15 protein-coding genes are annotated in these 15,044 nt (G+C 43.6%); 6 read left to right on the forward strand and 9 right to left on the reverse strand.

Translation table 11 applies throughout. The features are described from left to right. The first annotated feature begins 120 nt into the window (after nucleotides 1–120). The 3 genes from ACTUJY_RS04050 (at nucleotide 121) to ACTUJY_RS04060 (ending at nucleotide 3,103) form a co-directional block, all read left to right on the forward strand. Nucleotides 121–891 carry a 3-deoxy-D-manno-octulosonic acid kinase gene (locus tag ACTUJY_RS04050; protein WP_463614776.1) on the forward strand — a complete coding sequence of 257 codons (771 nt, stop codon included), beginning with the start codon at nucleotides 121–123 and terminating at the stop codon, nucleotides 889–891. 5 nt (nucleotides 892–896) lie between these two features. After that, a complete protein-coding gene (locus ACTUJY_RS04055; RefSeq protein ID WP_463614777.1) occupies nucleotides 897–1,808 on the forward strand; it encodes a type II secretion system F family protein in 912 nt (303 codons plus the stop codon). 455 nt (nucleotides 1,809–2,263) lie between these two features. Further along, nucleotides 2,264–3,103, forward strand: a complete 840-nt coding sequence (locus tag ACTUJY_RS04060; protein WP_463614778.1) for a phage integrase N-terminal SAM-like domain-containing protein — start codon at nucleotides 2,264–2,266, stop codon at nucleotides 3,101–3,103. Between the two features lie 133 nt (nucleotides 3,104–3,236). On the opposite strand, the gene rluB is transcribed toward ACTUJY_RS04060, so the two are convergent. The 6 genes from rluB to ACTUJY_RS04090 all read right to left on the reverse strand — a co-directional run bounded on the left by rluB (nucleotide 3,237) and on the right by ACTUJY_RS04090 (nucleotide 9,096). Next, nucleotides 3,237–4,076 carry a 23S rRNA pseudouridine(2605) synthase RluB gene (gene rluB / locus ACTUJY_RS04065; RefSeq protein ID WP_463614779.1) on the reverse strand — a complete coding sequence of 280 codons (840 nt, stop codon included), beginning with the start codon at nucleotides 4,074–4,076 and terminating at the stop codon, nucleotides 3,237–3,239. A gap of 21 nt (nucleotides 4,077–4,097) precedes the next feature. Next, nucleotides 4,098–5,147, reverse strand: a complete 1,050-nt coding sequence (gene scpB, locus ACTUJY_RS04070) for an SMC-Scp complex subunit ScpB (RefSeq protein WP_463614780.1) — start codon at nucleotides 5,145–5,147, stop codon at nucleotides 4,098–4,100. Continuing rightward, nucleotides 5,144–5,938 (reverse strand): segregation and condensation protein A, encoded by a 795-nt coding sequence (locus ACTUJY_RS04075; protein WP_463614816.1) that lies wholly within the window; start codon nucleotides 5,936–5,938, stop codon nucleotides 5,144–5,146. The genes scpB and ACTUJY_RS04075 overlap by 4 nt, the downstream gene beginning before the upstream one ends. A gap of 248 nt (nucleotides 5,939–6,186) precedes the next feature. After that, entirely contained in the window at nucleotides 6,187–7,404 is a 1,218-nt protein-coding gene (locus ACTUJY_RS04080; protein WP_463614781.1) for a tryptophan--tRNA ligase, read from the reverse strand. A 142-nt stretch (nucleotides 7,405–7,546) separates the two neighbouring features. Next, on the reverse strand, nucleotides 7,547–8,173 hold the full coding sequence (locus tag ACTUJY_RS04085) for an L-threonylcarbamoyladenylate synthase (protein ID WP_463614782.1): 627 nt from the start codon (nucleotides 8,171–8,173) through the stop codon (nucleotides 7,547–7,549). A 65-nt stretch (nucleotides 8,174–8,238) separates the two neighbouring features. Beyond that, nucleotides 8,239–9,096 carry a PHP domain-containing protein gene (locus ACTUJY_RS04090; protein WP_463614783.1) on the reverse strand — a complete coding sequence of 286 codons (858 nt, stop codon included), beginning with the start codon at nucleotides 9,094–9,096 and terminating at the stop codon, nucleotides 8,239–8,241. Between the two features lie 87 nt (nucleotides 9,097–9,183). Between ACTUJY_RS04090 and ACTUJY_RS04095 the strand changes: the two genes are divergently transcribed. The 3 genes from ACTUJY_RS04095 to ACTUJY_RS04105 are packed head-to-tail and all read left to right on the forward strand — an operon-like array spanning nucleotide 9,184 to nucleotide 10,344. Next, nucleotides 9,184–9,768, forward strand: a complete 585-nt coding sequence (locus ACTUJY_RS04095) for an inner membrane-spanning protein YciB (RefSeq protein ID WP_463614784.1) — start codon at nucleotides 9,184–9,186, stop codon at nucleotides 9,766–9,768. 16 nt (nucleotides 9,769–9,784) lie between these two features. Next, entirely contained in the window at nucleotides 9,785–10,084 is a 300-nt protein-coding gene (locus ACTUJY_RS04100) for a YciI family protein (protein WP_463614785.1), read from the forward strand. Continuing rightward, the gene (locus tag ACTUJY_RS04105; protein WP_463614786.1) at nucleotides 10,084–10,344 is read left to right on the forward strand and encodes a BolA family protein; all 261 of its coding nucleotides are present in this window, start codon (nucleotides 10,084–10,086) and stop codon (nucleotides 10,342–10,344) included. The genes ACTUJY_RS04100 and ACTUJY_RS04105 overlap by 1 nt, the downstream gene beginning before the upstream one ends. A gap of 93 nt (nucleotides 10,345–10,437) precedes the next feature. Here the strand turns inward: ACTUJY_RS04105 and ACTUJY_RS04110 are convergent, their stop codons facing one another. From ACTUJY_RS04110 to ACTUJY_RS04120, 3 genes are all read right to left on the reverse strand, one after another. Continuing rightward, nucleotides 10,438–11,568, reverse strand: a complete 1,131-nt coding sequence (locus ACTUJY_RS04110; RefSeq protein WP_463614787.1) for a peptidase C39 family protein — start codon at nucleotides 11,566–11,568, stop codon at nucleotides 10,438–10,440. Between the two features lie 151 nt (nucleotides 11,569–11,719). After that, nucleotides 11,720–12,832 carry a DUF2817 domain-containing protein gene (locus ACTUJY_RS04115; protein WP_463614788.1) on the reverse strand — a complete coding sequence of 371 codons (1,113 nt, stop codon included), beginning with the start codon at nucleotides 12,830–12,832 and terminating at the stop codon, nucleotides 11,720–11,722. Nucleotides 12,833–12,836: 4 nt separating this feature from the next. Next, nucleotides 12,837–14,282, reverse strand: a complete 1,446-nt coding sequence (locus ACTUJY_RS04120) for a RimK family protein (protein ID WP_463614789.1) — start codon at nucleotides 14,280–14,282, stop codon at nucleotides 12,837–12,839. Between the last annotated feature and the right edge of the window lie 762 nt (nucleotides 14,283–15,044).

Consider the following 15,044-nt stretch of genomic DNA (forward strand, 5'->3'; position numbering starts at 1 on the left):
TGGAATAGTCTTGCGGAAATTCAATGACAAAAAGCAACAACTTCGGAGCTTTGCAACAATAGAACAAGTTATCAAATTAAGATAATATGCCGATTAACAACAAGGAATCGAGTCGTACCATTGATTGAAATAAAAGCAAATAACAACAACCAGTACTTACTCATCTGCAGTCACTCAGCGGCGGAAGTTAAAGGCCAGTGGTTTAACCCCAGTTTTTGGAAAGAGCGGTCTGCCATTACAGGCGAATCCAAAGGAAGACACACCACAATCTTTTTTCAAAACAACACGAAAGAATACGTGTTAAGGCATTATTATCGCGGCGGGTTGTATGGAAAAATAAATAAAGACAGCTACTGGTTTTCATCCGTCGAAAACACCCGAGCATTCCGTGAACTTTTGTTGTTACAAAAATTACAAGAGCTGAAGTTGCCAGCACCGATACCAATTGCAGGACGTATTACCCGGTACGGTTTTTTTTATCGCGCTGATTTGATAATCGAAAAAATTCCTCACGCGCAAGATGCCTTCCACCGATTACTGGATGATGCCATGTCAGCCGATCAGTGGTATCACATTGGGCAAACCATTCGCAGCTTTCACGATCATAATATTTACCATTCTGATCTTAATATCCACAATATCATGATCAATAAAACAAAGACCGATAAAACAGAAAACAACAATAATATACTCGACCATGGGCACAAAACTTGGCTTATCGATTTTGATAAATGCGAATTACGAGTAAGCGGTAACGAAAGCTGGAAGACCGCCAACTTGAAACGATTACTGCGCTCTTTACATAAAGAAAAAACAAAACACTCAGCATTCCATTGGCAGGTCGATGATTGGGAACACGTGTTAGAAGGGTATCATCAACCAGCAAGATAACTCTATTGGAGTTCGCTATAAAACACAAACAATACAATACACTGTTTCGAGAACTGGCAACTTTAATAGAGGCAGGCATTACCCCATTAGCTGCCAGTAAAAAGCTGTCTGTGAAAGGAAAAAGCTGGCACCATTTGCAAAAACATCTTAGTTCCGGATCAACACTCAGCGAAGCACTTTGGCAAAGCCAGCTGATCAATCGATTTGAAAGAGAAATATTGAATGTTGCCGAGAGCTCGGGCCGATTGCCGCACGGATTACTCAAAATTGCAGACGCGGTAGATCGTAGGCAAGTACGTACATCGCGATTGAAAACCAAATTATTATTTCCATTTGCAGTACTTACTGTTGCTATCATTGTTCGCACAATTTTCACCGTCTTCCAACAAAAATCTTCTCTTTTTTGGGCGGTTACGGAATCCATGTTTTTATTTTTAATAGCGTTATTCCTTACACGACTACTACTTTGGTTACTACGACAAGATACCCGTTTTTTCTTACAGTTCGCTGGCTTTATTAAACACAGTGATTTTTATCGACGCTTATCGCAACAGGTTATTTTTGAAACGCTGGTTTGGCAGGTGAAATCCGGTATTGATTTTAAAAATGCGTTTCTTCGAATCTCTCGTTTACTCAACCATTCATCAATTAAACGAAAATTAACGAATATTGCTCACAAGTGCGGAACTGGCGCATCGGTAACGCAAAGTATCATTAATGCCGATTTAGCAATTACCAATGATTTTCGCAATATTCTACTAACCGCTGAGCAAAGTGGTCGTTTTTCCGAATCGATAGAGCACTATTTGAAACAGCAGTCGGACCAATTAGAAATAAGCATCAATTCGTGGTTTGATTGGCTGCCACGCATCTATTATGGAATGGTGGTCGTGGTGGCGATTTCCGTGATCTTATAAAAATCGGGCAGCCTGAGCTGCCCACTAACACACCCTCTCACGCTTTTGTCAGGAGGACAAATAAGGGTCAAAACACAAAGTACAAGACCAGTCATCGCACAAACTTTGACTACCAGAAGTCTGTGCAACAACAGCAATGTAGTTATATTACATCTAAGGCCAATAAATCAAGCTTAAATGAGTTAATAATGTAATTATATTACAACACCTCTTGTATTATTAACTATTTTACGGTGCCAAGCCTTGCGCTCTGGTGGATTATCGGTAATGCTTATCTACAACACCTTAAAATATCTCGTTTTTGAATATTTTAATTTTTGCTTTAACTTTCTGATTTTTATCCGATTAATGATCAGGTAATGGACGATCTCTTACAAAAGATGAAGCATATCTCTTATTGTGAAGCTGCGCGCAGTCAACAATAATCAAACAACCATTCTTAGGAGTAGTCATTCATGGACGACAGAAAACAGCTTTTCCAGAAAGTCATTGATGCCTTTAAACGCCATAAATTCAACAAACAAGATGCGCAAGAGTATCTCGACTGGATCAAACTGTTCCTAAGTTATAACCAACTCAAAAACCCAGTTGATCTCGACAATCAGTCGGTGAAAGAGTTTCTCCGTTATTTAAGTGAAGAAAAAGACTTGATGCCCACTCGCCAAAAGCAAGCTTACCTTGCACTCAACTTCTTTTACAACCAGGTGCTTCGACGATCACTGTGGTCATCCATGAGTCTTGGCGATGAAATAGAAACTTCGAACGAACTGGCCTCATTTACCGATCCCCAGCCCATTGATAATGATACCTCTCCGAACTGGATCCAGTATTTACAAGAGCCTTATCATTTAATTGCACAAATAATGTTTCAGTGCGGCTTAAAGCTAGAAGAGGCTTTAAACCTTCGCATGGAAGATATCGAGCTCGCCAAGCGTCAAATTCGAATTCGTGATGCCTTTGGAGATTTTAGCGAGCTACACCTTACCGATAAACTGTACCAACCCTTGGCATTACAGGTAAAAAAATCACTGAACGCTTATCAGCAGGATTTACGTTTGGGCAATGTGGTATACGAAAACCCGAATGCATTTCAACGTAAGCAAGTTACCGACAACCCTCGCTGGTACTTTTTATTTCCTGGAACGCTTCAATTCAATTTGAACACTCAAAAGCGTGTTCGCCGCGCTTTAGAAGCTACCGCAGTCGAACAGGCATTTAGCCAAGCGCGTCAACAAAATACTGAAAAAGTAGCCGATTTAACCGAGCGATTTAAGCGTAATATTGCTTCGTTTTAAAAAATGAGTTGCGGGTTGCGGGTTGCGGGTTGCGGGAAATAATTGAATTTCATTTCATCCAGTCAAGTAGGACGAGTTTTAACCCCGTCCCTAAATCGATTTTCACTCAAAGCTCGTAACTCGACACTGTTTTCTATTTCCTCTTCCGAAATGCCTTTTTACTTTTATATTTATACTGCTTTTTTCGCTGCTTATTTTCAATGGTTCGCTTAAAGTTGCGGGCCGAAGGCGTTAACCCGACCGACTTTTCAATTTCTCTTACTTGTTTCGCTTCCAGCTCCAGCCAGTTACCTCGCCGCAATCCCCGCTCCAAAGGAACTTGCCCATAACGCACGCGGATTAATCGAGAAACCTGACAACCCACGGCTTCCCATAGCCGGCGGACCTCACGATTCCGACCTTCCTTCAATGTGACATGGTACCACTGATTAAAGCCTTCGCCGCCAGAAAAACGAATGCGATCAAAGTTGGCCATACCATCTTCTAAAGCAATGCCGGCTTTTAGCTTTTCGAGGGTGTCTTTCGAGACTTCACCGTTTACGCGCACAGCGTATTCACGCTCAAGTTCGTACCTGGGGTGCATTAATCGATTGGCAAGTTCGCCATCATTGGTAAATAGCAGCAATCCAGCGGTGTTCAGATCAAGTCGTCCGATTGCAATCCAGCGGCCTTTTCCTGGCGAAGGTAACGCATCAAAAACGGTCGAGCGTCCTTCCGGATCTTTACGGGTACACACTTCGCCTTCCGGCTTGTTGTAGGCAATGATTCGACGAACCAATAGTTCCTGTTTTGGAATCGCAATCACGCGACCATCAACACGAATTTTATCGCTTTCTGTTGCACGAGCACCTAACTCTACAATCGAACCATTCACCGATACACGCCCTTCTGCAATCATGGATTCCATTTCGCGACGTGAACCCAGACCAGCGCGGGCCAACAACTTTTGAACTTTTTCAGTAGATTCTGACAATTGACTAACCTTTCAAACTTTTCAGGCTTTATGACCGGCGACTTCATGATCGGAGTCATCGTTTTCCGAAGCTGTACCAGAACTTTCACTGTCGACAATTTCGTTATCTTCAATGTCAGTTACTTGAGCTTCTAACGTAGAGGACTCTTCATGAGCGGTATTTTCTTCATCATAGGAAACAACCTCATCAACAAGAATAGTATCATCGTCATCGGGTTGATAAGCATCATTAAAGACAGTATCGTCAATGACTTCGCCCTCATCTTTACTCAACTCAACGGCTTCGATGAGCTCCTCATCGGTAACAGACTCTTCCGCCAAAGCTTGTTCAAGCGTGAGCTCTTCAGTTTCATCGGTTTTGTTACTCTCTTCAACTTCGGTTGAATCGCTTTGTTCGTCATCAACCTCTGAAATGATGTCTGACTCAGCAGCAAAGTCCCCTGAAGATTGTACTTCAGTTTCTGTTACAGAGGTTTCACTCGAGGAGCTTACTTCCGAAGTGTTGTCTTCCAATTCCAATTCGGCATTGATTTTATCAAGATCTCGAATTTCAGAAAGTGTTGGTAACTCTTCGAGACTTTTTAAATTAAAGTAGTCGAGGAAATCCCGCGTCGTTGCATATAGCGCCGGACGCCCAGGTACATCACGATGGCCCACAACACGAATCCATTCACGCTCAAGCAGCGTTTTAATAATGTGCGAACTCACCGCAACGCCGCGCACTTCTTCAATCTCGGAACGAGTGATGGGTTGCCGGTAAGCAATCAAAGCGAGAGTTTCAAGTAAAGCCCGTGAATAACGTGGTGCTTTTTCTTCCCAGAGACGCGATACCCACTCGGCATAATCCTGCCTGGCTTGATATCGAAAGCCACTGGCCACTTCTTTTAATTCGATCCCTCGACCTTCACAGGCCAACTGCAAGGCTTCGATTGCCTCGCGAAACTCGGCATTCGTCGGCCGTTTATCTTCTTCAAATAACAGCCCCATGCGATCGATGGACATCGGTTTACCGTAAGCCAACATTGCCGCTTCCAGTAAACATTGAAGTTTTTCAGAAGTCATACTGCTCATGCTAAAAGCTCGTCTGTTTCAATTTGTGCGCGAGCGCGAACATGGATGGGTCCATAAGGCTCAGTCTGCACCAGTTCAATCAATTTTTCTTTCGATAATTCCATAATCGATAAAAAGGTGACCACTACCCCCATTCGACCTTCTTCAACCGTAAATAACGTAACAAAGTCAGTAAAGGAATCCGATGACAAAATCGCCAATACGTTGGTCATTTTTTCGCGCACTGATAAAATTTCGCGTTCTATATGGTGGTGTGTGAACATATCCGCTCGCTTTAATACATCGCGGAAAGCCAGCAAAATTTCTTTCAAATCGACTTCGGGCTGTGGTCTCACCAGGTTAAGTTCTGGGGGTTCTGCCGATACCGGGAAAATTTCTCGAGCAATACGAGGCATCTCGTCGATATCTTCAGCTGCTTTTTTGAAGCGTTCATATTCCTGCAAACGACGGATCAGATCCATGCGTGGATCTTCTTCATCTTCTTCTTCCGATTTCGGGCGAGGTAATAAAACGCGACTTTTTATTTCACAAAGTACAGAAGCCATCACCAGGTACTCTGCAGCCAACTCCAAGTTGAGGTTCTTCATCAACTCAACGTATTCCATATACTGCTCGGTAATATCAGCAATCGGAATGTTGGTAATATCGAGATTTTGTCGACGGATCAAATACAACAATAGATCGAGCGGGCCTTCGAAGGCTTCTAAAAAAACCTCCAACGCATCCGGTGGTATATACAGATCTTTCGGCATTTCCTTGACCGGTTCACCATTAACCAAAGCAAATGACATCTCTTCCTGAACCGGTTGTTGAGCAGGATCCAATACAGATTGACCTTTCTGTTCTTCAGAAAGGTTTTCTGGATTCGCCTGACCTGTTGTCTCAGAGTTCTCCGTAGCTTTAGAGCTCTCCGCAACTTCATTGGTATCTGAAGCTTCAGAGTTCTCGGACTCTAGACTCTCGTGCTCGCTCATTTAAAGTTACTACCTGCTGTCGCTTCTCAACGAGTTGTTCCAATTTTAAGTTCAACCCAAAGTAATTAACGATAATTCAATCCCATCGCCTGACGCACATCGTCCATGGTTTCACGCGCAACCGTACGGGCACGCTCACTGCCTTCATTCACAATGTTTTTTACGAGCTCAGGGTTTTCAACATACTCTTGCGCATTATCACGAAACACTTGTTGCTCTTTAAGTACGCAATCAATGACCGGTTGTTTACACTCAATACAACCGATACCGGCCGTTGTACAGCCTTTTTTCACCCACTGTTGCACTTCATCGTTACTGTAAACTTTGTGGAATTCCCACACCGGGCATTTTTCCGGATCACCGGGGTCGTTTCGTCTTACACGGGCTGGGTCGGTCGGCATGGTACGAATTTTCTTTTCCACCGACTCGGGCTCTTCACGCAATGTGATGGTGTTATTGTAAGACTTGGACATTTTTTGCCCGTCCAAACCCGGCATTTTCGAGACAGGTGTTAACATCGCTTGCGGTTCGGGTAATATGACTTTTCCACCACCTTCAAGGTAACCATAGAGACGTTCTTTATCACCAATACTGATAGACGCATGTCCTTCGAGCAGCGCCCGTGCTGTTGCAAGTGCTTCGTCATCACCTTCTTCCTGAAAGCGTTTGCGTAAACTGTTGTACAGCTTAGCGTTCTTTTTACCTAACTTTTTAATGGCAACTTCGGCTTTATCTTCAAAGCCCGGCTCGCGCCCGTATATATGGTTAAAACGACGCGCAATTTCTCGCGCCAGTTCAATATGGGGCACCTGATCAGCGCCTACCGGCACCAAGCCCGACTTGTAAACCAAAATATCGGCAGTTTGCAGCAACGGATAGCCCAAAAAGCCATAAGTGGACAAATCTTTCTCTTTCAGTTTTTCTTGCTGCTCTTTATAGGTTGGTTGACGTTCCAACCAGCCCATGGGCGTGATCATCGATAACAATAGGTGCAACTCTGCGTGCTCGGGTACTTTAGACTGTATAAAGATCGTAGAAGAGCCGGGATTAATGCCCGCTGCCAGCCAATCGATCACCATGTCCCAGACACTGGGCTCAATAATGGAAGGATCATCATAATGAGTAGTCAGTGCGTGCCAATCAACGGCACAGAAAAAACATTCGTATTCGTGCTGCAACTGGATCCAGTTTTTTAAGACTCCATGGTAATGACCTAAATGCAATTTTCCTGACGGCCGCATCCCAGAAAGGATACGCTTATGCTGTAAAGCCACCGAACTCAAAATGTTTCCCCTTAAACCTTAAATTAGTCGTTCTGTCTATTTCTAATCGAACCGAGCATTATACAGACAGTGGTGGTATTTGGTAACAGATTAATGGCAGCGTTAGTGTACAAAAAACATGCGCTCGTTAGGTCTATACGCACTATTCAACGGCAAAAAGTTCGGGCTGACCGGCACCTTCTCGCAGGATAACCGGTGTACCCTCGGTCAAGTCGACGACGGTCGTTGCCTGATCACCGCAATAACCACCATTAATAACCAAGTCCAATTGACTGCCATAGGTTTCATTAATGTAATACGGATCGAATGGCTGCTCTTCCGCACCAGGAAAAATCAAACTGGAAGACATAATAGGCTCACTCAGTGCGTCGAGAAGCGCCAAAGCAATGGGGTTGTTAGGCACTCGAATACCGATGGTTTTTCGTTTAGGATGCATCAGACGTTTCGGCACTTCTCCAGTAGCTCTTAAAATGAAGGTGTAAGGGCCGGGCGTAAAATTTTTCAGTAATCGAAAGGTAGCATTATCGACCCGAGCATAGGTTGCCAGTTCCGATAAGTCCCGACACACCAAAGTAAAATTGTGGTTTTTATCCAACTGCCGTAATCGACGAATGCGATCCAAAGCCGCTTTATCACCAATTTGACACCCTAACGCATACCCGGAATCGGTGGGATAAACCATTAAGCCGCCTTTTTGCACTAAAGCAACCGCCTGGTTGATCAAACGAGGTTGCGGATTGTCGGGATGAATTTCTAGGTATTGCGCCATGATCCTCTCTCTTTTTATATTTATGCGCTGCTTTTAGCCGTTATTGTGCTTTTAAACTCCAACTTTTATCCCGATTTAGCCTCTTGCCAAAGCTCCCAAACCGGAGTGATGGCTTTAGGCAGTGGTGGAAAATACCCTGGTTTTACCCAACGCCATTCCGGATTATGAAAATCGGAACCTTGCGATGCCAGCAATTTTAATGATAGCGCCTTATCCAATAGCCAACGAGTTAATTGCGTATCGCAGTTGGGGTAAGACAATTCTATCGCCTGTCCGCCTATCTGAGAAAAATCCTCCAATAAAGCAGACAGTTGCTTACGAGATAATTGATAACGGCCTGGATGTGCAATAACCGCTACCCCTCCCGCTGCAAGAATAACCGCTACTGCCTCTTCTATGGATGGCCATTGCATGGGAATATAAGCACGTGATTTTCGGCCGATGTAGCGTTTAAAAGCACGATTGGCATCGGGAACGTGACCTAACGCCACTAAGATTTGCGATAAGTGAGTGCGTGTTACGGCTTCAGCGCTAAGCTGTTCGACTTTTTGTAATACGCCCGCCAACCCTAATGACTCCAGCTTTGCCCCATATTCCCGTAATCGCTCTTGTCGCCTTTGCTGTTGACGCTCAACAAATTGATTCAGTTGCAAATTCTCAATATTCAGATTTAATCCAACAATGTGAATTTCACGATTGATGTAACTGCAGGAAATCTCAATGCCGGGTATCACGCGACATGGCAATGCATTTTCCGTCGACTCTATCTGGTGATGAATACCAATAGAATCGTGATCGGTAATCGCCAGCGTTTCCACGCCATGCGCGGTAACATGCTGCAATAACTCAGGCAACGCCAAGCTACCATCAGAAAAACTCGAATGGCAATGGAGATCAATGGCGTGCTTAATGGCTGTGTGCATCAGATAATGGGTCTAGCTTTCAACGAGCGTGCAAAGTATCATTATCGACTGTTTTGATTCAAGGCAGAAGCCTATTTAGCCAAAATTATGAAATTACTCTTCGACTTTCTTCCACTGCTTGGATTTTTTATTGGTTACTATGTGTTCGACATTTATGTCGCAACCGGTATTTTAATGGCCGCCTCATTCCTCCAGACATTCGGTCATTGGATGATGAAAAAGTCCTTTGAAAAAATGCACCTGTTTACCTTTGGGCTCGCATTGGTCTTCGGTAGCCTTACTCTGTTTTTACGTGATGACAGTTTTATTAAAATTAAAGTCACCATTTTTATGTGGTTGCTCACTGCGGTATTCCTGTTTCGGCAATGGGTGCAAAAACGCATCACCTTAAAAGATTTACTCGAAGGTGTTTCAGGCGAATCGTTTGGTGTTACAGACACACTCTGGAAAAAACTCAACATGGCATGGGCAACAACGGCTTTCCTGGTAGGGTTGTTAAATCTGTGGGTCGCCTTTAACTTTTCTCAAGAATTTTGGGTCAACTTTAAAGTATGGGGCATTACCGTTATTCAATTAACGTTGATGATCATCACGTTTGTGTTTCTATTCAAGTTTATGCCCGAAGACAAAAAGAAAGCCTGGAGCGAGTCACAACCTGAAGAAAATGATTAGAGGACAACACATAACCATGTGGTACGCCATTATCTCTCAAGACATCGAAAACAGTTTGCCAAAACGCAAACTAGCACGCGCCGATCACTTGGCGCGATTGCAGCAGCTGAAAGATCAAGGGCGACTGTTTGTGGCCGGTCCCCACCCAGCAGTCGACAACGAAGACCCTGCCGAAGCTGGCTTTACCGGAAGCCTAGTGATTGCCGAATTCGGATCGTTAGCCGAAGCACAACAATGGGCCGATGCCGATCCTTACGTTTCTGCCGGTGTTTATCAAAACGTCGTCGTTAAACCCTTTAAAAAGGTATTACCTTAATGGATAACGCACACCGTATTATTGAAATGAAACAGCGCTTGCAAGCCGAATTAAACCCAACGCGTTTGGAAGTAATCGACGACAGCCACCTTCATGCTGGTCATGCCGGAGCAAAAAGCGGCAAAGGCCATTTTACAGTCATCATTCAAAGCGAAGCGTTTAATGACAAACGTCCCATTCAATGTCATCAGTTAGTCTACAGAGCGCTCGGAGATATGATGGAAACCGATATCCACGCTTTAAGTATTAAGATCCCTTAATTGCGGTTATCCAAGGCTTCACTTTCGTAAAGTGGGTTAACTACAACGTAACCCACCTCCACCTCTTTCTCCATCCTAGACAAATTTTTTATACTAACGCATTCGAATAGCAACAGCAGCGCGCAATCGCTGCGATCCAAATTGCGACATTTTCGCAAAGTCATCGCGAGCAATCGGGATGTGTTGGCAATCAATGGGTAATTGACTTTTTTCATCACGATCGGGATCGTGAACATACAAACATTGTTGATCGATTCCAGTCACCACAACCCAGTGCGGCGCTTTTTTTCCATCAAGTCGATAAGTGCTAATTAAAATCAAAACTCGATAATTTTGTTGCAACCAAAATTCAACATGTTGTTGCGTTACCTCCTGGTATTGCACTTCTATACCATACTCCGCACAATCATGCACAAACTGCTCATGCACTCGGATCATGATCTGCTTTTTTACTTCGGTTCGAACACCCTCAATAAATAAAGGTCGTTCGGTATTTATTTGAACCACAGCTTCAAAATTTCTCCGCTGTGCGGCAAGCGCAAGACCAAGAGGATGACAACCTCCTAGCCCAGTCGTCATAAAAATAGTCGTGGCTTCACGCCAAATATTCAATTCCAGAATTTGAGTGCATTGGATGGATTCATCAAGACTGGCCATGGCCATCAATAAAGAAGCCGGTCCACAGGTAAATTCTGTACTTTGTTGAAACCAAGGGACCGCTAACGCAAGTCCATCGGCGTGACGGTGACGTATTTTTTTTTGCATTCGCAACGCTTCGCTGTGATCTTCGTAGTAGTCACTGTACGCACCAAATACCCGATAACCTTGCGATTGATATAACGCGATGGCCGCTTGATTATTGCGACTGACTTCCAGCCGCATATAAAGACGTAAAGCTTTTTCTGCTACATTTTCCAGTTCATTTAACAAAGCAACGGCTACACCGCGCCCACGAGCTTCAGAGATTACTGCCAGTGAATAAAGACGCGCTAAACGAGTACCTCGATGCAACCAAATAAGACCATAACCCAAAATTCGAAACTCGGCATCTTCGTCTTCACACTCAGCAACCCATAAAGCACTGTGTTCCGATTGGATGTAATTCCGAAGGCTGCGTTTATTTAGCCGGTCAATATCAAAACAGCGTAGCTCGATTTTATACAGCTCTTTAAGATCGGATAAGACTGCTTTTCTTAATCGATAACCGACAAGGTGATCGTTCATATTAATCTAGCCACTGAACATGAGTACTGAAAGTAACTTAGGAAAGCGATTCAAAAAGTGTAAATGGCCCGGACGCCAGTTCCAAGTCTCAAAGGATGGATTAAGGGCGACTTTTTGCATCACTTTCATGAGTTTCAAACCTAAAATTTAATCAAGAATTTTTGGTGAAATATTGCGTCACTCTAGAAACGCATTGCCAGGTTTTAAAGAGTACCGATTGTTGCCATATCACATCTTCCGGGCAAAAATGCCGTAACAAGCTCTCTCGATGTATTTGATAGTTACGGTCATCAAACTTTGGCGTTTTATTTTTCCAAAACAGATGATCCTGCAATATCACGTCAAATAAATTCGATGTACCCAAAGTACCAAACTCAAGCGTGATAAAACAACCACGCTCTTCCATGAGTGAATGCCATCGATAATCCAAAAGCCCTGCTTTGCTTACGGAGAAAGACAGTCCCAGTTCGGTTTCTGCGACCGCACTTCCAAATAACTTGCGTGAGTAATGTGAGGCAGCTGAACTCCCCAGGTGATCCGAAATCAATTCACCAAACGCGAAAGGGCCTAATCCGGTGTGAATATCCAACACCACGAGTTCACGCTCATTTAACTGCCATTGAGCAATGATTTTATCGAGCACACGACTGGCAAAGGATGGCCGACGACCACCATAAAAAGGCGCCCAGTTGTGATCGTATTGTCCACCACTATAGAGTCGATCGAACTCAGACTGCCCCAATTTATTGGCCAACTCTAATAATTGTCGATTACGCTCTTTAAAACTTGTTTGCTGCAATATAGTAAGAAGTTCAGGGTAGTGCTTGTTTGGTAAAGGTAGCTGATTGAAGTCGATAAAATTTCTGTTCAAATCAATACCTTCCTGATCACAACGGCGCGCCCACTTCATTCCCCAAGGATTCAGCGCATGGATCATTAACATCGCACTACCGTCAGGTAGAAACCAGTCGCCTGACATTAGCGTTTGCAAAATAAAACTTTGTGCAGCACTACCCGCATATCCTTCAACACCGTGTGTACCGCTAATGATCACCAACACTTTTTCGGATTGATGATCACCAAACCAATGCGCATCAATATAACAATCCGGTTGTTCCGGTAGCGAACAACTGAAATTACGTTTTTGCAATTGGTTTATCGCTTCACTTTGGTTAAGAAATAATTCTCGACTGTCATTGTAAGAGTGGGAAAACCAATCACCACAGAAAGCGGCATCCAGTCGGAGTTGTTTGAATAAACTCATCGTATTATCGCCCACGTGCTTCCAGGCGACGCAAAAACTCGCCCATCACCTGCATATAGAGCTCATCACCGAGATAAACATCTTCGACACCGTGATCAATGCTTGGGTTATCATTCACTTCCAGCACATAAGCTCGCCCATCGACTTCTTTAATATCGATACCGTATAATCCTTCACCCACTACCGCAGCGGCTTTGAGAGCAGCTTTAAGTACCGCTTTAGGTAACTCAAAGGTCGGAAATGTATCGAAGTCGCCAGAGAAGTTTCGTTTTGACTCGTGGTTATAGATCTGCCAGTGATTGCGTGCCATGTAATAACGACACGCGTAGAGTGCACGACCATTAAGCACACCGACTCGCCAGTCGTAATTGGTAAACATATACTCTTGCGCCAAAACCAACGCCGACTCATTTAATAATCGAGTCAGTGTAGTTTTTAGCGAAACTCTATCACTTACTTTGTAAACGCCCCGCGAAAACGATCCTTCCGGCATTTTAAGTACCAGCGGATAACCAAGCGTACTTTCTAAATGCTCCAGTGTTTGCAAATGGTCATCACTGATAAATTCAGTGGTTAAGCTGGGCACATTTTGATAATTAAAAGCATCGTGTAAAAATACTTTATTACAGCACCGTAAAATGGAATTAGGATCATCCATTACCATCAACCCTTGCTGTTCAGCGCTGCGCGCCAAATGAAAGGTATGATGATCAATGGCCGTGGTTTCACGAATAAATAAGCCATCAAACTGATTTAAAGTGTGCAACTCAGAAGCCATTACTCGAGTCACACGCAAGCCAAGCTTTTCACCGGCTTTCACAAATCGAGACAGCGCACTTCGATTACTCGGTGGCACTTTTTCTTCTGGATTAACCAACATGGCAATATCCCAACGATATTGCTTATTCGCTCCGCTTTTTCGCCAGCGAATACTGGAGTGTTCTTTTAATATTGACTGGCAAAAGTCCTGCTCACTCGCGCTGAGATCCGCCAAACGGCAAAGAGTTACAGCAAGTCGCGCACCTCCGGAGTCCGTTACCGCAGTGACTCGCAGCAAAGGTGCCGGAAAAGTCGCAAATACTTTAGTTGCCAGCTTTTTAAAACGCTCTTCCGCTATTTCTCCCATACAAATAAATTGCGTTCCAAAATCGGCTTCGGAACTTTGGTATTTTTCCAACTCATTGCCATCTACCCACAGACTACCACCACTTTCACGCAATGCGTTAATTTCTCGCACACTTGGCAAGACTTGATGGCGACGTGCTTCAGCTAACAGTGAACAATAATAGCCCTCACTCAGGTAACGCCCAGTATCGCATAAATTAATAATGCGCATTTTGGATTCACCCAGCTTTGGATAGTCGTGTAAGTACGTTTTAAAACTGATGCTATTAGGAGGCATTTGAACTAACAATGCATCGTCATCCACCACAAACAAAGTCGTCAACATAGTGAGTAACCTTGGTTGCCAAAACTGGAGGCGTGCAGACTATCGAACATGGAAAAAATCCTGAGTAAAAAGTGAGATCTATTTCTTAGGTTGCCTTATACCGATTTAGTATGCGCTCGGCTAATCATATTTTTTACTGCTTACGAGTATTTATTTAGGTTTATTTGGGATGCGTTTATGCCCTTTGTATGAGGGTAGACCATAGGAACCTAACGTCAACGATATCGTTTTTCTTATTTTGGTAATTCACTGTGCCTTTAGCGCACTATCCCCTTCGAAGTATCAGTGTTGTTTGAGTATGGTGAAAGCTAGCAATCAGCTTGTATAAGAGAGTTGCCCGCCCCTAATACTTAGGGCAAACCGCTTTAGGGTAAACGCCTTTAGAATTAAATGGCTAACAAGCTGACCTTTCAAAACAAACGACCACAAAAGCCGTTAATCGAATTAAGCGTATATCAATACATTTCGACAGGTAACTTGTTCAAAAATAAAGCACTCTAACCTTTCTTAAGGAAAACTTAACGATATCTTAAGCTCAAAATTAAGATTCAATCACTCTAATTCGCTACCCTAGTGTCAGCAGCCATTGCGACTCTTATATTTTTTGCTGCATTTTCAGCCAATTAAATGAACACCCTAGATGGGCCTTGTTTTCAGGAGTCAGACTTAATGAAGACTTGTATGATAGAACAGACACTCGAGTTATTCTTTCTTTGTTTTGTTTTCCAGTTTTTTTAACGCAGACTCCGTAACGAAATCGTA

This window comes from Pleionea sp. WD8-19 (assembly GCF_055326765.1).